Origin of the sequence: Sporosarcina sp. P32b (genome assembly GCF_002743335.1) — a bacterium.
In the GTDB taxonomy this organism is placed as follows: Bacteria; Bacillota; Bacilli; order Bacillales_A; family Planococcaceae; genus Sporosarcina.
This window is the reverse complement of record NZ_PDZB01000012.1, coordinates 69,930-93,148: the sequence shown is the minus strand read 5'-3', so window position 1 is coordinate 93,148 and position 23,219 is coordinate 69,930. Positions and strand designations below refer to the sequence as shown.

Annotated in this window: 19 protein-coding genes and 1 rRNA gene; 18 read left to right on the top strand and 2 right to left on the bottom strand. The window is 38.1% G+C overall.

Going from position 1 to position 23,219, the window contains the following annotated elements:
- The 7 genes from rrf to cls form a co-directional block, all read left to right on the top strand.
- Positions 1 to 96, top strand: a 5S ribosomal RNA gene (gene rrf / locus CSV64_RS10020); the annotation flags it as partial.
- A gap of 357 nt (positions 97 to 453) precedes the next feature.
- Positions 454 to 1,260, top strand: coding sequence for a YihY/virulence factor BrkB family protein (locus CSV64_RS10015; RefSeq protein WP_099634304.1), 807 nt, complete (start codon positions 454 to 456; stop codon positions 1,258 to 1,260).
- The gene (locus tag CSV64_RS10010) at positions 1,257 to 1,928 is read left to right on the top strand and encodes a response regulator transcription factor (protein WP_099634303.1); all 672 of its coding nucleotides are present in this window, start codon (positions 1,257 to 1,259) and stop codon (positions 1,926 to 1,928) included. The genes CSV64_RS10015 and CSV64_RS10010 overlap by 4 nt, the downstream gene beginning before the upstream one ends.
- Positions 1,925 to 3,304: a sensor histidine kinase gene (locus tag CSV64_RS10005; protein WP_099634302.1), complete on the top strand. Its 1,380-nt coding sequence runs from the start codon at positions 1,925 to 1,927 to the stop codon at positions 3,302 to 3,304. The genes CSV64_RS10010 and CSV64_RS10005 overlap by 4 nt, the downstream gene beginning before the upstream one ends.
- A 74-nt stretch (positions 3,305 to 3,378) precedes the next feature.
- The gene (locus CSV64_RS10000) at positions 3,379 to 3,783 is read left to right on the top strand and encodes a hypothetical protein (protein ID WP_099634301.1); all 405 of its coding nucleotides are present in this window, start codon (positions 3,379 to 3,381) and stop codon (positions 3,781 to 3,783) included.
- A gap of 155 nt (positions 3,784 to 3,938) precedes the next feature.
- Positions 3,939 to 4,595, top strand: coding sequence for a hypothetical protein (locus CSV64_RS09995; RefSeq protein WP_099634300.1), 657 nt, complete (start codon positions 3,939 to 3,941; stop codon positions 4,593 to 4,595).
- A gap of 374 nt (positions 4,596 to 4,969) precedes the next feature.
- Entirely contained in the window at positions 4,970 to 6,424 is a 1,455-nt protein-coding gene (cls, locus tag CSV64_RS09990) for a cardiolipin synthase (RefSeq protein ID WP_099634312.1), read from the top strand.
- 93 nt (positions 6,425 to 6,517) lie between these two features.
- On the opposite strand, the gene CSV64_RS09985 is transcribed toward cls, so the two are convergent.
- Positions 6,518 to 8,656: a type IA DNA topoisomerase gene (locus CSV64_RS09985; protein WP_099634299.1), complete on the bottom strand. Its 2,139-nt coding sequence runs from the start codon at positions 8,654 to 8,656 to the stop codon at positions 6,518 to 6,520.
- A gap of 397 nt (positions 8,657 to 9,053) precedes the next feature.
- Here CSV64_RS09985 and CSV64_RS09980 point away from each other — a divergent pair, with 397 nt between their 5' ends.
- The 10 genes from CSV64_RS09980 (at position 9,054) to CSV64_RS09935 (ending at position 20,969) form a co-directional block, all read left to right on the top strand.
- Positions 9,054 to 9,509 carry a tripartite tricarboxylate transporter TctB family protein gene (locus tag CSV64_RS09980; RefSeq protein WP_158233028.1) on the top strand — a complete coding sequence of 152 codons (456 nt, stop codon included), beginning with the start codon at positions 9,054 to 9,056 and terminating at the stop codon, positions 9,507 to 9,509.
- A 15-nt stretch (positions 9,510 to 9,524) separates the two neighbouring features.
- A complete protein-coding gene (locus tag CSV64_RS09975; protein ID WP_099634297.1) occupies positions 9,525 to 11,033 on the top strand; it encodes a tripartite tricarboxylate transporter permease in 1,509 nt (502 codons plus the stop codon).
- 45 nt (positions 11,034 to 11,078) lie between these two features.
- Positions 11,079 to 12,074 carry a Bug family tripartite tricarboxylate transporter substrate binding protein gene (locus tag CSV64_RS09970; RefSeq protein WP_158233027.1) on the top strand — a complete coding sequence of 332 codons (996 nt, stop codon included), beginning with the start codon at positions 11,079 to 11,081 and terminating at the stop codon, positions 12,072 to 12,074.
- A 185-nt stretch (positions 12,075 to 12,259) separates the two neighbouring features.
- On the top strand, positions 12,260 to 13,891 hold the full coding sequence (gene groL, locus CSV64_RS09965) for a chaperonin GroEL (RefSeq protein WP_099634295.1): 1,632 nt from the start codon (positions 12,260 to 12,262) through the stop codon (positions 13,889 to 13,891).
- 258 nt (positions 13,892 to 14,149) lie between these two features.
- Positions 14,150 to 15,646, top strand: coding sequence for a carotenoid oxygenase family protein (locus tag CSV64_RS09960; protein WP_099634294.1), 1,497 nt, complete (start codon positions 14,150 to 14,152; stop codon positions 15,644 to 15,646).
- A gap of 92 nt (positions 15,647 to 15,738) precedes the next feature.
- Positions 15,739 to 16,443: an alpha/beta fold hydrolase gene (locus CSV64_RS09955; protein WP_099634293.1), complete on the top strand. Its 705-nt coding sequence runs from the start codon at positions 15,739 to 15,741 to the stop codon at positions 16,441 to 16,443.
- Between the two features lie 160 nt (positions 16,444 to 16,603).
- Positions 16,604 to 17,425, top strand: a complete 822-nt coding sequence (locus CSV64_RS09950) for a beta-keto acid cleavage family enzyme (RefSeq protein ID WP_099634292.1) — start codon at positions 16,604 to 16,606, stop codon at positions 17,423 to 17,425.
- Between the two features lie 44 nt (positions 17,426 to 17,469).
- Positions 17,470 to 18,903: an NAD-dependent succinate-semialdehyde dehydrogenase gene (locus CSV64_RS09945; RefSeq protein WP_099634291.1), complete on the top strand. Its 1,434-nt coding sequence runs from the start codon at positions 17,470 to 17,472 to the stop codon at positions 18,901 to 18,903.
- A 27-nt stretch (positions 18,904 to 18,930) separates the two neighbouring features.
- Positions 18,931 to 19,866 (top strand): amidohydrolase family protein, encoded by a 936-nt coding sequence (locus CSV64_RS09940; RefSeq protein ID WP_099634290.1) that lies wholly within the window; start codon positions 18,931 to 18,933, stop codon positions 19,864 to 19,866.
- 302 nt (positions 19,867 to 20,168) lie between these two features.
- Positions 20,169 to 20,969: an IclR family transcriptional regulator gene (locus CSV64_RS09935; protein ID WP_158233026.1), complete on the top strand. Its 801-nt coding sequence runs from the start codon at positions 20,169 to 20,171 to the stop codon at positions 20,967 to 20,969.
- Positions 20,970 to 21,056: 87 nt separating this feature from the next.
- Here CSV64_RS09935 and CSV64_RS09930 read toward each other — a convergent pair whose 3' ends face one another.
- A complete protein-coding gene (locus tag CSV64_RS09930; protein WP_199168483.1) occupies positions 21,057 to 22,010 on the bottom strand; it encodes an alpha/beta hydrolase in 954 nt (317 codons plus the stop codon).
- 315 nt (positions 22,011 to 22,325) lie between these two features.
- On the opposite strand from CSV64_RS09930, the gene CSV64_RS09925 reads away from it, so the two are divergent.
- The gene (locus tag CSV64_RS09925) at positions 22,326 to 23,213 is read left to right on the top strand and encodes a stalk domain-containing protein (RefSeq protein WP_099634288.1); all 888 of its coding nucleotides are present in this window, start codon (positions 22,326 to 22,328) and stop codon (positions 23,211 to 23,213) included.
- Positions 23,214 to 23,219: the final 6 nt, after the last annotated feature.

The window sequence follows — 23,219 nt, the reverse complement described above, 5'->3', positions numbered from 1 at the left end:
GGTCACACCCGTTCCCATACCGAACACGGAAGTTAAGCTCTTCAGCGCCGATGGTAGTTGGGGGTTTCCCCCTGTGAGAGTAGGACGTTGCTAGGCACGCGAAGCCATTCCCTTTGGGGAGTGGCTTTTTTGTGTTTTATAATGGTAATTGATTGAATGTAGGATAGAAGAAATCATAGGTGTTGATAGATTTGCTCAATAAGTCATGCTAGCACTATCGCTCTACTTAACCGCTCAATAAATAGAGCACCCGCCTATCGCTCAATTGCCCCGTGCAGGTGCTCTACCACACTGCTCAAACGCTCCATATCCCAAACCAATCATTCACCACTCCCACTCCAACACCTAAGAAACCATTAAATTTATCTAGAAAATTTCATTTAACCTAATAGTCTAGGGTTTGTTGGGGTATATTGATAGTAAGACACGTACGATAGTAGAGGAGGGGATTCTATGATCATGATGATAATCAAACGCTTCTTTAAAGAACGCTTTTTTGATCAGGCTGCGCAGAACGCTTATTACTTGTTGCTTTCCGTGTTACCCTTTTTACTTGTAGTGCTGTCGATTGTGCAATTTCTACCTGTGCAGGAGGCTAGTATTTTAGCGTTGCTACGTCCATTTGTGCCAGACGAATCTTTTCAGCTGATTGAGCAAAGTGTTCAGTCCGTACTCTATAAAAGTCACGGAAATCTGCTTGCACTAAGTGTATTAGCTGCATTGTGGACGACATCGGTTGCGGTACAATCATTTGCACGTTCATTAGACATGGCGAACCGTAGGCTTCACCAACAGCCACTATGGATTAGTATAATTCGTAATCTTGGTGTAACCATTCTTTTTATGCTGATTGTACCGATGTCTCTATTTTTACCATTAATTGAAAAACTTATGCATACCGTCATTGCGTATTATGATGTACTAGATGCCTGGGAAGGCTGGTTGTATATTTGGCCCAATATAAAATGGGGACTTGGTACGTTCTTTTTATTTTTGTTCTTCTTATTATTTTATCAACTCATGCCAACTGGAAAGATGAAATGGAAGGAAGCGTTGCCGGGGGCTTTACTTTCGGCCTTTGGCTGGCAGTTCGTTTCATTATTATTCGGTGAGTATGTATCACGGGTTGATTATTCTAGGCTGTATGGACAATTAGCAGGGATTATCATGCTTGTGTTATGGTTTTATCTAACAGCAGTCATTATTATTCTTTCTGGGTTATTGAATGCAGAGTGGAAAAGGAAGGGGAGAACTAAATGAAGATCTTAGTAGTAGATGATGATATACATATTTTAGAGTTGGTTAGTATTCATTTGCGACAAGCAGGCTATACCGTTGTGAAGGCAATGAATGGGCTAGAGGCGCTTGAGGTAGTCGATAGGGAGTGGCCTGATTTAGCCATCGTAGATGTAATGATGCCAGGTATGGATGGCTATACGCTGACGAAGAGGCTTCGTGAGGATACGGAAATACCAGTTTTGTTGCTGACGGCTAAAGGTGAGATGGAAGATAAGGAGCGTGGCTTTTTGGCAGGGTCAGATGATTATCTGGTGAAGCCATTTGAGCCGAAAGAATTATTGTTCCGGATTCATGCTATTTTACGGCGTTATGATAAAGCGATAGACCGAGTGATTCAGATCGGTCCAATAGTTATCAATCGACAGAGTTATGAAGTAGTGCTTGGTAAGAAGTCATTACTGCTTCCATTAAAGGAGTTTGAATTGTTATCGGTGTTGGCTTCTCGTCAAAGTCAGGTATTTACACGAGAAGTGCTAGTAGAGCGTGTATGGGGCTTTGATTATGAAGGGGATGAGCAGACGTTGAGTGTACATATCAAACGTTTACGCGATAAGCTCGAGAAGCTTACGAACCAGGTGAAAATTGTCACGATACGTGGTGTTGGTTATAAGCTTGAGGTTTCAGAATGAAGTCGCTGTATGGGAAGTTTCTCGTGTTAACGGTAGGAATTATGCTAGCGAGTGCAATAGTGGCGTTTCTCTCCGTCAATACATATTATCACCGGTACTTGAAAGGTGAAAACGATGCGAAGAATGTTCAAGTTGCTGAGCAAATTGCGTTGTTCATTGAAGCGAATGACGGGATGGACTTACCTACATACTTCAATATGCTTGCTAGCACGGGTTATAAGTTGCTCGTCAAATCGCCTGCAGGAGACGCAACCGTATATGGCGAAGCGTTTCGGGATGATAACCTTGAGGATGAAGCGATCGAGAAAGTCTATAGTGGTGAAGTCTATCATGGCATGCGAGATCTAAAGGCAGAGACATTCGTGACGGGTTATTTCTCCAATGAGTCAGCTAATACAATAGGTGTACCATTTATATACGATGGAAAGACGTATGCACTATTTTTACGTCCAGATATTAAAATGCTCTTCACGGAAATTCACTATTTGCTTGGTGGCATGGTCATTGTCATGGCGATTATCAGTATTCTCGCTATGCTTGTCGTTGCGCGCAAGCTGATTGCACCGATTGTCGTGTTGACGAAAGCGACGAAGAAGGTAGGTGAGGAGCAGTTCACGAGTGAGCTGTCAATTGATCGACGCGATGAGATTGGGCAACTTGCAAAAAGTTTTCAGCAGATGATTGATCGTTTAAGTGAGAACGATCAGATTCGAAAGGCATTTGTTAGTGATGTGTCGCATGATTTCCAGTCACCGTTATTGAATATTAAAGGCTATGCAGACTTGTTATCGGATGAAGAGCTACCCGCTAATGAGCGCATACGTTATGCAGGAATCATTCAATCGGAAACAGAACGACTCTCGACATTGACGAAGCAGCTATTATTGCTGACGTCACTAGATCAACTAATCTCTCCACTGCAGAAAAAAGCATTCCGTGTTGATCAGCAAGTGAAGGAAACAGTTCTAAAATTTCAATGGTTATTGCAAGAAAAAGAGATGTCTATCATGCTTGAAATTGATGAAGTTACATATGAGGGAGACCCTGCATTTCTTGAAAAAGTGTGGGAGAATTTATTGTCGAATGCATTGAAATATTCCCCGGACGGAGAAGCGATTGATATCCGACTGACCGAGCAGGCAAATGAAGTCTGTTTCTCTATTGAAGATACAGGAATCGGTATGTCATTTGAAACAAAGAATCGTATATTCGACCGTTTTTATCGTGCAGATGACTCAAGAACACGTGAAGTAGAAGGGACGGGCCTCGGATTATCTATTGTTGAACAAGTGGTACGTCTTCACGACGGTCGAGTAGAAGTCGTCAGTGAGCTAGGTAAAGGTACGACATTCATTGTGTATTTGCCTAAATTGTAACAGGCTGTTCATCTTCCGTTCATCTTGGAGTGTTATGATACATGTAGTAGAAAGATGACAGGAGGAAATATAACATGCAAGAAAAGTGGAGTTTACGATTGATTCGCATTGCAGCGATTTTTGGTTTAATTGGAACGGTACTCGGTTCCCATATGGCGGGGGCAGGTTCGTATGCATTTCGTCCGATTCACGCGCATATTTTACTTGTAGGTTGGTTATCAGTGTTTTCATGGGGTGTGTTCTACAAAATTTACCGAGTCCGCGCTAGAAAGCTATTAACATTGCAAGGCTGGACAGGGATCATCGGTGCGATTGGTTTAACAGCGGGTATGTGGTTGCAGTTCATGCAACCCTTCAATATCAATGAAGTATTCGCGCTTATATTCTATATCGTAGGTGGTACCGTGCTATTAGTTAGCTTTGCTTTATTCGTAGTTGTAACCTTTATGATTGAAAAAACACCTGCTACACGTCAATGAATAGTTACCCAAGATTCCGGTTCACTCCGGGGTCTTGGGTTTTTTATTGTCGAATAACAAAGAAAAGTTTTTAACAATAATCAGTTGTTTCAACAAATATTTCAATCTGCCTATGACATACTTGAGCGACTTAACAGATGAAGGAGCGAATGACTATGACTGCTCGCAATCGGTTTCACCTCATTACAATTTGTTTTACTGTCTTGATTGCTGGGACGTTGTTAATTAAACAAACAGCAAGTTCGGAACAACAAAAGATTGAAACGATAGGAATAGACTATGCCCAGATGAATCAATCCGTGGAAAAAGTATTAAAAGATATGCCTGAAATAGCAGGCGAGCTGGCATCTATTCAATCCGGCATTCATAATAACAAGCTAGGCCAATCGTTCTCAACGAATAAGACAGAGTTCCGTTTACGTGTGAAAAATAATCTAACTGAACAGGAACACTCTTCTCCATTTCTAAGAGGAATCGCGGAGAAACAAACCGATCATTATCAAGAAGCCTTAGATATTGCGGAAGAAGCTTATGGGATTACGGTAACAGAAGATGAAATAGATGCATATATTAAAGAGAATGTCTCGACGATTTGGGATGCAGAAAAAAGAAAGTACGCTAAATCGCTACAATTAACGTTAAATGAACTGGACTATCATTTTGATCGAGATGTCTATGTGATGAATGTTCTATGGGAAAGAGTATTACCTATCGTGATGCAAGAGTTTCCTAGGCAACGAGGCGAAAGTGGACAAGCATATGGGAAGCGATTGAAAGAAGAGTTTTTCAGTGGAACAGAGGATTCTGCATAGAAATGCAGGAGTCAGATCAGCTTTAAAGAATGACTGGGTTTATCTACTCATACCTGTGCCAAATTGTTACTACCGAAGATTATTAGTTATTGTCTTATTATTTCTCGGGGAATATATACGCGAAATAAAAAGTAAGAATGAGTATTACTTGATTAAAATACTACATCCCTCTAGTGCTTTGTATAAAAAGGCGAATACATCTTTACTATTTACCGTCTTCCATTTTGAAAGTGTTTATGCTGTATGCTGAATTCTCACCTTGATAAAATCACAGAAATAACAGCGAAAATTCATGCTATATGCTATATTAAAGACTACTTTCTAATGAAATGGAGCGGAAAAAAATGATAGAACTTCAAGGGATGTTGCTCGGTATGGAATTTGGTAATATCCTTACACTGCTCTTATCTATCGTCACAATTCTCAATATCCTGCTATTGGCATGGGTTTTATTTATCGAAAGAAGAGATGTAGGAAATACGTGGGCGTGGATTATGGTTCTAGTGTTCCTTCCTATTGTCGGTTTCTTTATTTATCTGTTCTTTGGACGTAGTTTAAAACAGAAAAACTTCTATAATCTTTCAGTTGCAGAAAGAAAGGCTGAAAAAACGGAAGTAGACAAACAATTATTGCCAGAAAACTTGGCTAGGCTAGAAAGTAATCCGTTATTAAAAGATCATACTGAATTAATTCATATGAATTTGAAATCATCTCATGCATTGCTCTCCAAAGATAATCACATTGAAATCTTTGATGACGGACATAAAAAGTTTGCTGCATTGTTTAAGGATATTAGCTCTGCAACTAAAGAGATCAATATCCAGTATTATATTATCCAGTCTGATTCACTTGGGACTAAGTTGCGTGATCTGTTAATCCAAAAGGCAAAAGAGGGAGTAAAAGTCCGGCTCTTGTATGATGAAGTCGGCTCGAAGAAAACACCACCCAGATTCTATAATGAATTACGTGCAGCGGGTGGAGGAGTGGAAGTATTCTTTCCGTCGATGTTCCGGCTCGTGAACTTTCGGGTCAATAATAGAAATCATCGCAAGCTTTGTATCATTGATGGAGAAATTGCGTATATTGGTGGTTTCAATGTCGGAGACGAGTATCTCGGACTCGATAAGAAATTTGGTTATTGGCGCGATACGCACTTTAGAATTAAAGGTGGCGCGGTCAATCATATTCAAGGGAAATTCATTTTAGATTGGCATCAGGCCAGTAAAAAGGAGCCGGGTGACTGGGGAGATTACCTCTTCCAGACCGAAAAACATATCGGCACAAGTCCAGTGCAAATTGTCTCGAGTGGTCCGAATTCTGAGACAGAACATCTGAAGAATATGTATATCAAGCTATTATTATCTGCTAAAAAAAGTGTCTACATTCAGACGCCATACTTTATTCCAGATACAAGCTTTATGGATGCCTGCAAAATTGCGTTGTTATCAGGAATTGATGTACAGATTATGATTCCATGTAAGCCTGATCATCCTTTCGTCTACTGGGCTACTTGGTCGTATGTAGGTGATTTGCTGGATTATGGCGCGAAGGTATTATTATATGAGAATGGCTTCTTGCACGCGAAGACGATTGTAGTGGATGAAGAAGTATCGGTAGTAGGTACTATGAATATCGATTCACGTAGTTTTCGCTTAAATTTTGAAGTGACTGCGATTGTTTATGATGAAAAAGTAGCAACACAACTGACAGATCTGTTTAACCAAGACGCGAAACTTAGTTCTGAGCTTACGAAAGAACGTTATGGGGAGAGGTCATTACTGATTAAGTTTAAGCAATCGATTTCTCGGTTGTTGTCTCCCGTACTATAAAGATGTAAGAACTGTACAATACAAGTCTGTATAATAATCTCATGTAAAAAAGAAGCGGCATTGTGCCGCTTCTTTTTTGTATAAGTATTTCAGTTACATAAAGACCAAGTTCAGCTTGCCTTCTTTTAACTCCAATGCAGCGTCGAACTTCTTTCCATCGGCTGCGGTGAAGCCTTTGATGACGTTTGTTTGTCCTTTCGTACAGAGCAATTTTACTTGAGGTACAGTTAGTTTCTTTTTCAGGAAAAGTCCTGGGAAGGTTTGTTTGCAACCATTTTTATAGTTACTACAACCATAGAATTTAGGGTGTTCAATGATGTTGCCTTTGCCGCATTTTGGGCAAGGTGCAACTTCAGTTCTTGAGTACGATCCCTTTCCTGAAGAAGGCCGAGGGGGTAGCACAATATCAATTGTTTGTTTTTCTAGTTGGACGGGTACGTCTTCGATCAGTTTTTGGATAAACTTTGATACGCTACCGAGAAAGTGTTGGCCAGTGCCTTCACCATTACCTATTTTTTTTAAGTAGGTTTCCCATTTTGCTGTCATGGAAGGGCTAGCAAGTAGGCTACCTTCAATAGTCTGGCATAGTACGCGTCCTTTATCAGTGATAGATACTATGTTTTTTGTGACGGATATATAGCCGTGTTTTTTAATCGTCTCGATAATACCGCTTCGTGTAGCTTCGGTTCCAAGACCTTCAATTTCTTTTAAAATATTCGTCTCACTTTGATCTTCCACCAATTTCCCGCATGTTTTCATCATCGCAATTAACTGACCTTCAGTATATGGTTTGGGAGGTTGGGTTGCGCCTTCTTTTATGCCGATTTCACTTTGCACGGTTTCCTCACGCTCAAGTGGTGGCAAGGCCGGTTCTTCGGAATCTTTTGCTTTCTTTGGTGTAGCGAAAAGCTCTTTCCAACCTGTATCACGTTCCGTTTTACCCGTCGTAAAGAACGGCAAACCATTGACGTCCGTAGTGACCTTTGTTTCAGTATACAAATAATCACGGTGGAACATAGCAAGCGTCGTTCGAACGACTTCTTCATATAGATTACGTTCGAGTGGTGACAACTTTGTCAGTGCTGCTTGTGTAGGCAGTTTCTTCGTTGGAATGATCGCATAATGTTCTTGTACTTTTGAGCTGTCTACATAGCGTTTTTTCGGTGAACGCGAGGCTATCTCAAATGGATGTTCGATTAACTTTTGATAATCTTCTATGGCTGCTTCTAAGTATGTGAATTCACTCGGTGTAATATGTCTTGTATCGGTCCTTGGGTAAGAGACGAGCTTTTTTTCATACAGAGTCTGCATCGTTTTTAAGACAGTTGCAGGACTCGCTTTCCAACGTCTATTGGCTGTCGCTTGCAAGGTAGAAAGGGAGTGCAACTGTGGCGGCGGCGTTCGTTTATCAGTATTCGTTAACTCTGTAATGAAGCCAGGAGTCCGCTTAGTGATATTACGACTGTTTAGCGCTTCTGCAATTAATTCCCGCTTTGGCTCTTTTAATTTAGCTTTTCCTTTATATATTCCTTTTTCTGCTGTGAAAATAGCTTCTGCTTCGAAAAATGGCTCTGACACGAATGTCTCGATCTCGCGTTGTCGCTGGTAAATCAAATATACGGTTGGTGATTGAACGCGACCGATAGGGAATACTTCTTGAACTCCCTTGGCTTTCAAAAGCAATGTATAGAGCCTTGAACCGTTCATCCCTACGAGCCAGTCGCTAATTTGGCGCGCCTTTGCTTCTTCATAAAGTTGTAGATCTTGTCGATTATCTCGTAGATTCTCGAAGCCTTTACGTACTTCATCGGATTCTAGCGAGTTAATCCATAAGCGCTCAATCTTCTGGTTGCGAGCTCCCGTCATGTAGTAGATGGAGTAAAAGATATTGGATCCTTCGCGGTCTACGTCACATGCGTTAATGACATGATCCGTTGCCCGAATGAGCTTTTTAACGACTTGAAATTGCTTATATTTTCCTGGTGCGACTTGAAATTCGTAGCGCTCTGGCAAAATAGGCAAACTACCGAGCGACCAGCGTTTCCAGGCGGGATTGTATGTATGTGGTTCTTTCAATTCTACTAGATGACCGACGCCCCACGTAATGAAGGCACCTTGAGGAAATGTCTGGCATGGTTGGATTTCTGTATAGCCATCATGTTTACGAGTAGTAAATGCATCTGCATAAGCTTTTGCTTGGCTTGGTTTTTCTGCTAGGATGACCGGTTTCATGGGAACACCTCTTTCAATGATAAGATGGAAACGTTAGTTCTTGTATTATCTCATAAGAAGCAAACAAAGACACTCAGATTTAATTAGAATTCCCAAATAGTGAAAGTTCACTGTTCATTCCTGTAGTGGTGCAATAAGTATGAATTTCTATAAGATGCTCATGTGTAAAGCGAATTCCGGTGTCGCTATAATTATGAGTGGTAATTCAGTCTAGAACAATAGTAGAAAGACTTGTAGTTATATTGAAATATGGATAAGCAGACGTTTTAAACCTTACGTAATCAAATGAATAAATAGTTAAAAAACTGAAAAATAAAATATTGACATAGATGAAATCGTCAGTTACAATTTTCATATTAGTAAGTGAATTCCGCAAACGAAAAAAGAGGTGAGTGTATTGAATTCAAAAGCATTGTCAGTAGTTTTATTATTAGGGACTGGTTTGATAGGTATTATATATTATCTTTCAACTAATGGTCTGAGAAGATTGACGGGTTCAGATTCTGGAGAAATAGGAGCAGATTACTTTCCAAGATTATTGGCAATTATTCTTATAGCCTTAACGATCTTAAGTATAATACAAACACTTTTAGAAAAAGAAAGTGAGAAAATAGATTTAGGAAATTGGAAGATGGTTGTAGCTACAATAATATTAACACCTATATATATATTCTTATGGGTGAATGTTGGTTACTTCTATATTATAACTTTTATATTCCTATTCAGTCTGATTTATTTATACCAAGCGGATAGAAAGTCAAAAAGAATGTTGGTTATAAACGCTATTACTACATCTTCTGTTCTTGTCATTATCTATGTGTTTTTCGGTTTACTTTTAGACGTAACTTTTTAGGGAGGGGGGAATACTTTGAGCTTTTTAGATTTTGACTTCATGACTTTGTTAACGCTTTCAAACTTAATAGCGATCTTTGTAGGAACTATTGTAGGATTAATTATTGGCGCATTACCAGGATTAGGTGCAACAATGGCAGTAATTTTTTTACTACCGTTTACTTATACAATGGAACCAGTAGCGGCTGTTTTATTATTACTAGCAGCTTTCCAAGCAGCTGAATACGGTGGATCTATATCTGCAATTACTTTAGGCATACCGGGGACTCCAGCAGCAGTCGCTACTGCTCAAGATGGTATACCCTTAGCAAGAAATGAATCTCCAGGTAAAGCTTTAGGAATTTCCTTAAATGCGAGTGTAATTGGAGGAATTGTAGGAGCGCTATGTTTAATATTTTTCACAGAACCTTTTGCAAATTTTGCGCTAAGACTATCAGATCCAGAGTTTTTCTTGTTAGGTTTGATGGGATTGATTGCAGTAGCGTCAATTAGTCCGAAAGGTGAAATGACTAAAAGCTTAATTTCAGTTGTACTTGGTTTAATGGTAGGTACGATCGGCATGGACATGTTTACCGGTCAACCTCGTTTTATTATGGGGCAATTGGAACTGATGGAAGGCTTGGGAATTGTCGCTTTATTAATCGGTATATTTGCAATACCGGAAATTTTAAAAGTAGTAAAGGATGATCTGCACACTCAATTTGCATCTCAAGCGAGTAATCTTTCTACAAAGTTAACTAGGAAGGATATGAAAAGGATTGCTAAACCAATTGGCGTAGGTTCATCAATTGGAACAATATCAGGTTTGTTACCTGGATTAGGAACTGTTGCGGCTGCGTGGTTCTCTTATATTGCTGCAAAGAAGTTATCCAAAAGTCCAGAAACATTTGGAAAAGGAAATCCAGAAGGTATTGCTGCACCTGAATCAGCGAATAACGCTTCAGTTGGTGGTGCGCTTATCCCTTTATTTGCATTAGGCATTCCGGGCTCAGTAGGGATAGCAGTAGTAATGAGTGCATTTATCGTCCACGGTATTCAGCCCGGACCACGAATCTTTACAAAAGATCCTACATTAACATACGGCATACTATATGGTTTCCTACTAACTACACTCGCATTATACATAATTGGAAGACTTCTTACTCCTTTATTTGCAAGAGTGTTAGTAGTACCGAATTCTTTTCTTATGCCAATTGTTTATGTTATCGCCATAATTGGTGGATTTTCAGCGACTAACAGATATTTTGATATATGGCTATCACTAATCTTAGGACTTATTTCACTTCTCTTTGTTCTATCCCGCTTCTCAATTGCCGCTTTTGTTATGGCCTTTGTATTGAGTCCGGTCATTGAAGTCGGCCTGAGACGGTCTTTATTAATTTCGGGAGGTGGTTACTCTATTTTCCTTACAAGACCAATTTCATTACTATTATTAATAATCATTATTTTAATGTTAATGACACCGGTTTTCAGGAAGTTTGGTGAACGTCGAAAAAGAAAGAAACTAGAGAGTAATTCAAGATGATGAATTTTAGAAATAGATGTACTAAATAATAAGGGGGATACAACATTGAAAAAAATTACAGGAATTATCTTGTCAGCATTATTGCTTTTGATCATCACAGCATGCTCAGGTAAAGGAGATGCCAATTCAAAAGATACAGGATCAGGAAAAGCAGATTTTCCTGAAAAACCAATAACAGTGCTAGTTCCTTATGCTCCAGGGTCGTTTCCTGATAATAGTGCACGTAAACTAACACAACTAGCTGAAAGTAATTTACCAAATGATCAATCCTTTAATATTGAAAATGTTGAAGGTGGCGGCGGAATTATTGCTATGACTCAATTAATGAATGCTAAGCCAGACGGTTATACGATCGCTTACGGCTCAGTTTCTCATGTTAGTGTGCTACCACATATGGGTGACGCATCATTCTCCCATGATAGTTTTCAACCTATTATGAAAGATTTTGCACCTATTCCTTTGCTTATGGTGCGTACTGATGCTCCGTATAATAACTTTGAGGAATGGAAGGAATACGCAGAAGCTAATCCTGGTAAATTCTCATATGCAACAACTGGGCCGGGTAGTATTTCGAATCTAAACATGGTTGCTTTAGCAAAAGAACTTAATCTCGATGTTAAAAACATAACATATGAAGGTGGTTCACAAGGGATTACAGCGTTATTAGGTAAGAATATCGATGGTGCTGTTGTTATGCCAAGCGATGCATTAGAACATATTGAAGCTGGAACACTTAAACCAATATTTGAATTTGGTCAAGATACAGAATATGAAGACGCAGAATCACTTGGAAACTTAGGCCTACATGAAGGCATTCAGGCATTCAGTATGTTATTTGCACCAAAAGAAATTCCGGAAGCGGAGCTAGAAGTATTACATGATGCATTTAAGAAAGCACATGAAAGTGATGAATACAAAGAATACACTGAAAGCATAAATGCGAAGCAATTTTACTTGAATCCTGAAGATTCACAAAAGAATGTCACAGAAACATATGATTTAGTAGGAAAACTTTTGAAAGAACTAGGACTCATCGAGTAAATAGATTGAAATATAGTTAATAAAATTTAAGTAGATGTTGGAAGAATTTTATTCTTACCGACATCTACTTAAATTTTATGTTTTGTATCTTGAATAAAACGTTAGAGTTACTGAAAAGTTTAACTTTAAGTTAAGTGAAACAAACTATTATATGTAGTTTGAATTGCATAAGGAGGGGTCTACTCATGGCAAAATATATGAAGTTCGATGAAGACGCACGTAAACTTATGTTACAAGGAGTCGAAAAGGTAGCTAATGTAGTTAAAGTAACACTTGGTCCCAAAGGTAGGAATGTCGTTCTTCAACAAGAAGTCGGTCCACCTTTAATTGTAAATGATGGAGCAACAATAACTAAGGATCTCAAGCTTGAAAATCCTTTTGAGAACATAGGCGCACAGTTACTTATCCAAGTAGCGACAAAAACGAATGTTGTTGCGGGTGATGGAACGACGACATCAATTGTATTGGCTGAAGCGATGATTAAAGAAGGATTGAAAAACATTACTGCGGGAGCAAATCCTGTATATGTTCGAAAAGGAATTGAAAGGGCGTTAACTGTTGCCACTACAAAATTGCAAAAGCTATCAAGAGAAGTCCAAAGTAAAGCATTAATAGCTCAGATTGCCACAATTTCTTCGGGAAACAGTGAAATTGGGGAGATTATTGCTGAGGCAATGGAGCATGTTGGAAAAGACGGTGTAATTACACTTGAAAAATCACATGGATTTACGACTGAGCTTAAAGTGACGGAAGGAACACAGGTTAATACAGGTTATAGTTCTACACGCATGGTAACTGATGAGAGAAAAATGGAAGCGATTTTGAAAAATCCATACATCTTAATTACTGATTATAGTATCGATGAGCTACAAGAGGTTCTGCCAGTAATTGAATATACAAATGAAAAAAATAAGCCGCTTTTAATTATTGCAAAAAGTATTTCAGAAAAAGCTGTTGGGAGTATTATTTTTAATAAAATTAAAGGGAACCTCGATGTTACAACAATTAAAGCTCCCGGCTTTGGTCAAAGACAAAAGGCTATGTTAGAGGATTTAGCGATCCTAACTGGCGGTCAAGTCATTACAAAAGATATCGGGCTAGATTTAAAGTCAATGTCTATGGAAAGTCTAGGTCATGCTGAGAAGATTGTGGTTTCTAAGAATAATACTGTGATTATTGGTAGTGGTGGAAAGAAAAGTGACATTGAATCGCATGTGAATTCTATCTATGAGCAACATAATAATTCATCTATGAATCCAGAAGATCAAAAGTACTTAAGGGAGCGTTTGAGTAAATTGGCTAACGGTATAGCAACCATTCAAGTAGGGGCATATACAGACGCAGCACTACAGGACCAAATGCTTCGTATTCAAGATGCATTAAGTTCAACTCACGCCGCTGTTGAAGAAGGAATTGTACCTGGCGGAGGAGTAGCATACTTAAATGTTTATAAAAAAGTAATCAAGCTATTAGATACAACTTCTGGAGATGAGCAAGTCGGGGTGAAGCTATTTTTACGTGCACTAGAGGAACCAGTCCGCCAAATCTCTTTAAATGCAGGGTACTTTAATTCATCGGTAATTGTAGAGCATTTGAAAACGGTAGTAGATGGAGTAGGGTTTGATGCGCTAAATGGTGAATGGGTAGATATGTGGGAACAAGGAATTGTTGATCCTGCTAAAGTGACACGTACCGCACTTCAAAATGCGGCCTCTGTTGCAGCGATGTTTATTACAACAGAGGCAAGTATTGTAATCAAGCCAGGCGATGAGGACATGTATTCTGATGACTTGAGTGATATGATTCATCATCATTAAAATCAACATATATCTTACTATCAATTATTAATGGACGACTTCATAACAAAAAGCTGTTGCAGATAGAAATTATCTAATTCACTATACGGATTTCCTTGTCAGACTATTTGCGCTTTTGTATTGACTAAACAGTAGAATAAGTTTACAATTTAATTAACACAAAAGATATTTAATTCCACATAGGGAATTATCGTGAAAGCGCAAACATTTAATTAAACTATTTACTAAAATAAATTTAATAGAGAAAGGGAGATACAAATGATTAAAGTTGAAAATGAAGTAAAGTTAACAATTGCCGAGGATGAAACAAATCCATTTTTACTAGGACACTTTGAATCTGTTGGAAAAGAGTACACAGCGACGACTGAAAGTTTAGAAGTCATTGGAGAGATTCCTAAAGACCTAAACGGTGTTTATGTTCGTAACGGACATAACCAAGTTCACGCTCCGATGGGTGTTTATCATCCTTTTGATGGGGATGGTATGCTTCACGCGGTACATTTTGAAGAGGGGAAAGCTACTTATCGTAATCGCTTCGTTCGTACCACTGGATTTTTAGCGGAAGAAGCCGCTCAGAAGTCACTATGGTCTGGTATTTTAGAACCTCATTTAACGACACGTCAAGGTTGGGGAAGCATGGGGACAATGAAAGATAACGCGGGTACAGATGTTATTGCGCATGGCGGTAAATTATTAGCGTCGATGTCACAATGTAGTGAAATAAATCGTATGGATCCAGTTACGTTAGAAATGCTTGAACCGGATGCATGGAATAACACTGTTGCTCCACAAGGAATTTGTTCACACTTTAAAGTAGATAACGATACTGGAGAATTAATGTTCTTTAACTTCAGCGAAACATACCCATATATGAATTATGGCGTTGTAGGACCTGATAGCAAATTGAAGCATTATGTTCCAATCGACTTACCCGGTATACGTTGGCCACATGATCTTGGAGTCACGAAAAACTATTCAATTCTTCACGACTTGCCATTTATATTTGATCCGAAGTTATTTGAAAAAGGAGAACGTAAAGTAACATTCTTTGATGATATGCCTGCTAGATTTGGTATCATTCCACGTCACGGAACGAACGAAGACATTAAGTGGTTTGAAGCAAAATCTTGTTTTATTTTACATTTATCAAACTGTTACGAAGATGGCGATAATGTGATAATGGAAGGCTGCGTAACATTTAATCCGGGAAAACCTGAAGTAGGTAAACAGGGTAGCAATGCAACTGACAAAATTAAGCAAGCAATGAACAAGACAGCTACACAATATAGAATGTATCGCTGGACATTCAACTTAAAGACAGGGAAAACGAAGGAAGATTTCCTGGATGAGGAAGCTACAGAATTCCCAGTGGTTAGTAATGATTACGTCGGTAAAAAGTATCGTTACAGCTATAACTCAACATTGAACTCGGATATAAATAAACCTTGGTATCTAACAGGGCTTATAAAATATGATTTAAAAGAAGGTACAAGCCAAAAGTATGAATATGGTGAAGATCGTTTAGGAAGTGAACCACATATCGCAAGACGTACAAATGCAATTGAAGAAGACGACGGCTATTTAATTACACTAGTCACGGACTTGAAAAAAAATCAATCTGAATGTCTAATTCTTAATGCAAGTGATTTAACGTTGGGGCCAGTAGCAAGAATTATTCTACCACACAGAATCCCAACTGGAGCACACGGAGCATGGGTTGAAGGCGCACGAATTAAGGGAGAATTAGTTAAATAAAAACACATCAGCCCTCACTTTTATAAAAAAAGTGGGGGTCAAATATAAATGGGGATTACTTTATTCGTCTAACTAGAGAAGGAGTTACAAATATGCCTAAATATGCGGAAAACCTAGTCTTAATTCCTGGTTTAAATAACACAAAGCAAACGTGGGATGGTGTATTAGAAGCTCTACCGAAAACAATTAATGCTTTCCCGGTAGATGTTCCTGCAATCCCAAACATTGATGACATAGCGAAAGATTTGTTGAAAGATTTACCGGAAAAATTCCACTTAGTTGGTCACTCATTTGGTGGTTTTGTAGCTTTAGCCATTCTTGCAAATGCACCGGAAAGAGTATCTGCGCTCTCATTAGTAGGAACAAATGCGGAAGCAGATAGTGAAACTGGAAAAGAGTTTCGTAAAAAAGCGATTGCTAGAGTAGAAGCTGGTGAATATGAAGACATGGTGAATGCTGCAGCCCACCGAACATTCCACCCGGATAATTTGGATAATGCTGAACTACAAGAAATTCGCGAACAAATGTTAATAGATTATGGTCCAGATCGCTACATTGCACACGCGAAAGCAATAATGAATAAACCAGATCGAGGATCTTTATTAGCTAATACAGATATTCCATATTTATTCATAGCAAGTAAGGACGATTTAGTTATTCCATTAGAAAGCACAAAAGCCATGTTGGAGTATGCTCCTAACGCTGTATTTAAAACCATTGAAAAAACGGGTCACTTAGCGCCACTTGAACAACCAGAGGCACTTACAGAGATCCTGTTACCGTGGTTAGAGATATAAACAGTACACTTTTACGTCATTACTATAAAGAATAGTTTGTAGCAAGCGGTCATTATTCTAATGAGTTGCCTACAGTTATAATATTAGTGCCGTTAAATATATTTCATTTTGTACGTTATTTGTAAAGTATATCAATATAATTATTGGGGAGCTGTTTTGAATGGAAAAACTAATTATTACTGTTGCACCTACAGGAACCGGTACGACAAGAGAAGACACACCATATCTTCCTCTTACACCAAAGGAAATTGCAGAAGAAGTACATTTAGCTTACAAAGCAGGAGCGGCAATTGCACATATGCACGTTCGTGATGAGGACGGAAAACCTTCAATGGATAAAGAGATCTATCGTGATTTAGTAGAGCGAGTGAAAGAAAAATGCGGCGAGGAACTTATTATTAGTTTAACTTCTGCAGGTAAACATGGAATTACAGACGAAGAACGCTTAGAGTTTTGTGACCTATCACCTGATTTTGGTTCGCTAGACGCAGGTTCACTCAACTTAAAAAACTTTGTGTTTATGAACTCACCTCAGTTTTTAGAAAAGCTTGCTAAAAAAATGCAGGAAAATAATGTTAAGCCGGAAATTGAAGTATTTCACCCCGGCATGATTTCCAATGCTCAAAAATTAATCGATGCAGGTTTAATTACGGGTTCATTACACTACTCGATCGTTTTGGGTGCTGATGGCGGCATGCCGGCAACACCAAAAAGTTTACTATACTTTTTAGATTCACTACCTGAAGGGTCAAGTTGGGGAGTTGTAGCTTTTAAAAACCAATTAGCAATGAATACATTAGCGATAAGCCTTGGAGGACATGTTCGTGTAGGAATGGAAGATTACGCTTATATTAGACCAGGTGTTTTAGCGAAGACAAATGCGGAGTTTGTTGAACAAATTAAAAAAATTGCTCATGAATTTGGACGGGAAATTGCTACACCGGTTGAAGCAAGAGAAATGTTACTTGGAAGCAATAACTAAAGACTCGTTCGTATAGAGTAGGAAGTACTAATAGGAGGGAAACAATGTATATAAATGGAGAATGGTTAAAAACAGAATCTGAATTAGAAATAAAAAATCCTGCAACGGGTGAAATTGTTGATACTGTCTATTTAGTAGGTAAAACGGAAACTAAACGGGCTATTGACGCTGCCAAAGAGGCATTTCCTTTATGGTCAGGACTGACGTCAGAAGAACGTAGCAACCATATCCATAACGTTGTTGCAAAACTGGAAGAGAAAAAAGAACATCTTGCTCAAGTCATTACTAGAGAAATGGGCAAATCAATTCATAATGCAAGATATGAGGTCGGCAGTACAATATCATTCTTTAAATGGTATGCAGAAGAAGCACGTCGTGTCTATGGTGACGTAATGCCAATATCCACAAAAAATAAACGGGCTCATGTCATTAAACAACCAGTGGGTGTAGTTGCAGCAATTACTCCTTGGAATTTCCCTTTATCTATGGGTGCAAGAAAGCTTGGCCCAGCATTAGCGGTTGGCTGTACTGTTGTATTAAAACCATCGTCTGAGGCACCGTTATCATCACTTGAGCTATTTAAAATATTCGATGAAGCTGGTCTGCCAAAAGGCGTGGTGAACTTAGTTATTGGGAAATCTGAAGAAATTGCTCAAATAATTATGGATAGTAAAGATGTACGAAAAATAACATTCACTGGATCAACTGAAGTTGGAAAGCATCTAATTCGTCAATCAGCTGATACTGTAAAGCAAATTTCAATGGAACTAGGTGGTCATGCACCATTTATAGTTTTTGATGATGCAGATCTTGATTTGGCTGTTCAAGGCGTTATAGGTAGTAAATTCGCTTCTAGTGGCCAACAATGTGTATGTACAAATCGGGTGTATGTTCAAGAAGCTGTTTACGAAGAATTTGCAGAGAAATTTAAAACAGCAGTCGGTAAAATGAAAGTTGGAAATGGCTTAGATGAAACAAATCAAATGGGCTCGCTTGTAAATGAAAAAGCGGTGAATAGTGTACATAGCCAAGTAGTCGATGCGGTTGATAAAGGGGCAAAGGTACTGGTTGGCGGAAAAAAACTTAAAGGAAATGAATATTCAAAAGGATACTTTTATGCGCCTACAGTCTTAGGGAATGTAACTGAAGATATGGATATTACTAAGGTAGAAACATTTGGACCTGTAGCACCATTAATTTCATTTGTTACAGAAGCGGAAGCGGTACAAAAGGCAAATGACATTGAATATGGTTTGGCCTCTTATTTTTATACAAATGATTTATCTCGCGTGCACCGTGTCTCAGAGAAACTAGAATACGGTATGGTCGGTGTTAATGATTCTGCACCATTCTCAATGCAAGCACCTTTTGGGGGTATAAAGGAAAGCGGGTTAGGGCGTGAAAGCGGTAAGTATGGATTAGAGGATTATCTAACAACAAAAGCAGTATCTGTTATGTTCAATACAGAAGAAGGGTAATTGCCAATTGGAAGGATGATATAATTAATGTTTGATGTTCATTCACACTTTATTCCAGATAAAGTCCTTCAATGGTTAGAACTAAATAAAGATAAAGTGCATTCTCGCCAGGTTAGCAGGGGAGAAAATCAACCTAAATTGATGATAATTAATGACAAGTGGGCCTTTACTTTATCAGAAGCCTTTATTAATGAGGAATTACATCGATCCGAGCAAATAAGAGCTGGCATTCGACATACACTTATATCACCATTGCCACAACTTTTTTTATATGATTTACCATCTGAGATTACAGCAGAACTATCGTCAATATATAACAGTGAAATTATTGAATTGGTAAAGCGAAATAAAGATGTATATTCTGGACTAGCAACTATTCCACTTAATAATCCCAAACTAGCTGCAGAAGAATTAAGAATGGCAATGGAAGCTGGTTTAAAGGGAGCAATTATCGGTACAGGAATATCAGATTTACTTTTAACAGACAGTTCCTTTTTGCCGGTATGGGAAGAAGCGGATCGATTGGGTGCTATACTCTTTATTCACCCATTACTTAGTGAAGATAGTCGTCTTGAAAAAAGGAGAATGTCTACGCTAAGTGGTGTGCTTTGGGAGACGACTATTTGTAGTACTGACATTTTATTAAGTGATTATTTGGATAAGTATAGAAATGTAAAAATCGTTTTGGCACATGGCGGTGGTTTCTTGCCATATCAAATTGGACGTCTGAACAGGGGTTATGAACAATGGACTGACGTTTCTGAGGTTTTAAAAGCTCCACCAATTGATTATCTAAAACGGTTTTGGTTTGATTCCGTTCTATGGAATAAGGAAGCACATGATTACTTAGTATCTATTGTCGGTATAGATCGAGTACTACCAGGATCTGATTTTCCGTTTGAAATTAGTGAATTTCCGCCTAATCACTTAGATGAAACCGCATGGAAAAAACTGTTTATGTAAAGTTCTCAATGGAAGACTCATTCACTAAGTGAGCAAAATACACGAAGTGAGATTAGAAAATGAGGATTTACTATTTCTTAAATTAGTAAATCCTCATTTGAACGACTTCTTATTTAATTCAATATACTATTTCAACAATAACATATTGGTGTAAATAAGAAATAATTCTAGTTAGTTAGTATTGTAGTAGTTCTTGGTTATTACTGTAAAAATTAAAAGTTGTTACTGAATAGTGGTTCAGAATTATGATAATATATGATACACTAACTAATAATAAAATACTAAAAGTGGAGGGCATGAATTTGAAAATTCTAGAAAGTGAAAGTAAACCAAGTCAAGTACCTGCACTAGATTCTTCAATAAAGATCCTTGAATTATTGGCTACACAAGGTTATCAGCATGCGAAGTTAACTGAGATTTCAGAAGCAACTGGTATTAATGTTAGTACATGCCTAAGAATTTTAAGAACACTTGAGAAAAAAAGTTATGTTGTGTTTTCGAGTAATTCAAAAGAATATTCATTAGGTACACCATTAATTGCATTAGGTAATCGCGCTAGAGAAGTTAATGACTATATCGAAGTAGCTAGTGCGTATTTGAAAGAACTTGCTAAAACAGGTTCAACTTTTGTTTTAGTGAAAAGAGTCCGGAAATCTCATCTTATGTATGTAGCAAAGGAAGAACCTGATTTGAAAGTACGATTAACAGTTTCGGCAGGCGATTCATTCCCGATTACTGCTGGCGCACTTGGCAAATGCTTTTATGCATATTTAGACAAAGAAGATGCTGAAAATGTATTAAATGATGTTATGTTGAATGAACATTTAAAAAAGTATACGGAGAAATCGGTTATAACAAAGCAAGATTTAGATGCCCAACGATTAAAGATTCTTGAAGAAGGAATTGCTGAAAGTCACGAAGAATATTCATTAGGTATCTCAGCGTATGCTTGTCCGATATTTGACGGCGATGGTAATATTATTTTAGGTTTAGGTACGTATATACCTACTTCATTAATCAACCAAATTGGTATAGATGAGATTAAGGAAGTAATGAAGTCTTCTGCAGAAAAAATTACACATGCGATCAGAACATTAGTTTAGAACAGAATATATAGTATCAAAGGAAATTGGAAAATACACCCTCGAGTTTAACATTTGGTTAAATTCGAGGGTGTATTTTATTGAAATTTATGATGTTTGTTTATTAGTATTTAAATTTTCTTCTATTGTATTCAAATGTTTTTTAAACCATTCAATGGCTTCACTACTATATGCATCGAATTTTTCTGTATAAGGTGTGAAATGGTGTCCATCAATTACAAGCAGTTTTTTAGGTTCTTTTGCGTCTTCGAAAGCGGTAACTGCTAAATCTGTTGGTGTAACAGTATCATCTCCTGCAACTAGTAGCAATAGTGGCGTAGGTGAAATCAAAGAAATAAAATTACCAGGATTATATGAACGTGAGAGTTCTATAGAGCGAATAGTCACTTCATTTTTCCAATTTGGAGAAAGAGCACCTCCCGATAAATACCAGTCTACTGAATCTTTATCCATATATATACCTTCATCACCCTCAAATTCAGGAACGATCTTACGGCGTGTTGGCTCTCCGCCTTGCATACGTACTTTTCGGTCTTCATAAAAACTATCTAATAATGCAGGTACATCATTAGGTACCACTCTTCTAGCAGATGATTGAGAACCACTAATAGTAGGTACTTGCGAAACGATACAACGTACTCGTTTGTCCATAGCTCCGACCATTAAGACATGTCCACCACTATAACTAGAACCCCAAATACCAATTCTTGAACTATCCACTTCTTCTAACGAACTCATAAAAGTAATGGCATGTTGGTAATCAAGCACTTGTTCATAAGGATTGATTTCTTGTCTTGGATAACCGTCACTATCCCCAAAGTTTCGGTGATCATATAAAAGAACAGCAAATCCATTGACCGCAAATATTTCAGCAAAATTATCTACGTACATTTCTTTTAATGAACCATATCCATGTGCCATTATAATACCAGGAAAACTTGAATCCACATTGTTAGGCAAGTAGAGCCAACCCCTTAGTGTAATACCTTCTGCATTAAATTCTACAGACTTTTTACTGAATGAATGAACGATTTTACTCAAATTATTTTCACCCCATACCGTATAATGTAAGTTTCTCTTATCTATATTTATACACTATAATTCCGCGACTGTAAACAGTTTTCGTATATAAACATATATAAGCATAGTAAATAAACTATATTCTAGCTAACGTTTCCTTATTTAAAAGTATTAAACTTACATGGGACTACTAACAGCTTCTCGAATGTACTATAGAAAATGTATTGGCAATTCGATAGAGCCATAAGGTTGGCTTGTAAAACCAAAAATTACCGTAACCTTTTCAACTCCCATACGAACTACTATATAGAACCTATAGTAAGGAGCGGAAATTTTATGAGATTGAATAAGATTGCATCATTTGCATTGTCGGCATTGCTTATTGGCAGCGTAGCGGTACCTGCAACAGTTAGTGCGAAAGAGGATGTGAAGATCGAAGTGACATCTGATGAAAAAGCTTTTGTTAAAGTAGAGGGAACAATCGATGGTATGGAAAAGAATGATGGGTTAACACTTTACACAATTAAATGGAAAGAAGAGTCTTTTGTATTGGCTATTACAAAAGACACGCTAATTTTCGATAATACGGGTAAGAAGGTAAAAATGAAAAAAGGTGACAAAGTGTCTGCCTATACTCATGCAGAAAAGCCAATGATTATGATTTACCCACCCCAATATACTCCAGATGTTGTTATTGTTGAAAATGATGAAGCAAACACAGCAATAGTTGGTATATTTGATGATGAATTGGTGGACCCGTATTTGAAGCTTCAATTAAATGTAGATGACGGTGCAGACATTTCCAGTGCTTCCGGAGATAAAGTGAAGGCTAACGACTTAAAAGGTAAAGACTTACTAGTATTCTACAAAGAAGCAACTCGAAGTATTCCAGCCCAGACAACGCCGGAGAAAGTAGTAATACTAGACGTAAATGCGGTAGATGAAGATGCCACCATAGAACAGATGATAGAAGACGATCATTATATGGTCGAGGGTGTGAAGATGGTACCACTTCGTTTGCTTGCTGAGAAACTTGGATATGTCGTGGATTCGACTGGTGTGGGGGCGGTCGTTTCAAAAGGTGCTCCATCTTACACGATTACTCGTGGACAGAAGGAATATGGCTATAATAAATCATTGTTGAAATTTGAAGCAGCACCGGAGTTGCTCGAACCGAAGAAGACCTATGTACCCGTAGAGTTTATTGAAGAAATGATGAAGTGATCAAAT

Bases quoted from the DNA above. Each gene is read 5' to 3' on its own strand.
- CSV64_RS10015 (WP_099634304.1), top strand. From the start codon at position 454: ATGATCATGATGATAATCAAACGCTTCTTTAAAGAACGCTTTTTTGAT.
- CSV64_RS10010 (WP_099634303.1), top strand. From the start codon at position 1,257: ATGAAGATCTTAGTAGTAGATGATGATATACATATTTTAGAGTTGGTT.
- CSV64_RS10005 (WP_099634302.1), top strand. From the start codon at position 1,925: ATGAAGTCGCTGTATGGGAAGTTTCTCGTGTTAACGGTAGGAATTATG.
- CSV64_RS10000 (WP_099634301.1), top strand. From the start codon at position 3,379: ATGCAAGAAAAGTGGAGTTTACGATTGATTCGCATTGCAGCGATTTTT.
- CSV64_RS09995 (WP_099634300.1), top strand. From the start codon at position 3,939: ATGACTGCTCGCAATCGGTTTCACCTCATTACAATTTGTTTTACTGTC.
- cls (WP_099634312.1), top strand. From the start codon at position 4,970: ATGGAATTTGGTAATATCCTTACACTGCTCTTATCTATCGTCACAATT.
- CSV64_RS09985 (WP_099634299.1), bottom strand. From the start codon at position 8,656: ATGAAACCGGTCATCCTAGCAGAAAAACCAAGCCAAGCAAAAGCTTAT.
- groL (WP_099634295.1), top strand. From the start codon at position 12,260: ATGGCAAAATATATGAAGTTCGATGAAGACGCACGTAAACTTATGTTA.
- CSV64_RS09960 (WP_099634294.1), top strand. From the start codon at position 14,150: ATGATTAAAGTTGAAAATGAAGTAAAGTTAACAATTGCCGAGGATGAA.
- CSV64_RS09955 (WP_099634293.1), top strand. From the start codon at position 15,739: ATGCCTAAATATGCGGAAAACCTAGTCTTAATTCCTGGTTTAAATAAC.
- CSV64_RS09950 (WP_099634292.1), top strand. From the start codon at position 16,604: ATGGAAAAACTAATTATTACTGTTGCACCTACAGGAACCGGTACGACA.
- CSV64_RS09945 (WP_099634291.1), top strand. From the start codon at position 17,470: ATGTATATAAATGGAGAATGGTTAAAAACAGAATCTGAATTAGAAATA.
- CSV64_RS09940 (WP_099634290.1), top strand. From the start codon at position 18,931: ATGTTTGATGTTCATTCACACTTTATTCCAGATAAAGTCCTTCAATGG.
- CSV64_RS09925 (WP_099634288.1), top strand. From the start codon at position 22,326: ATGAGATTGAATAAGATTGCATCATTTGCATTGTCGGCATTGCTTATT.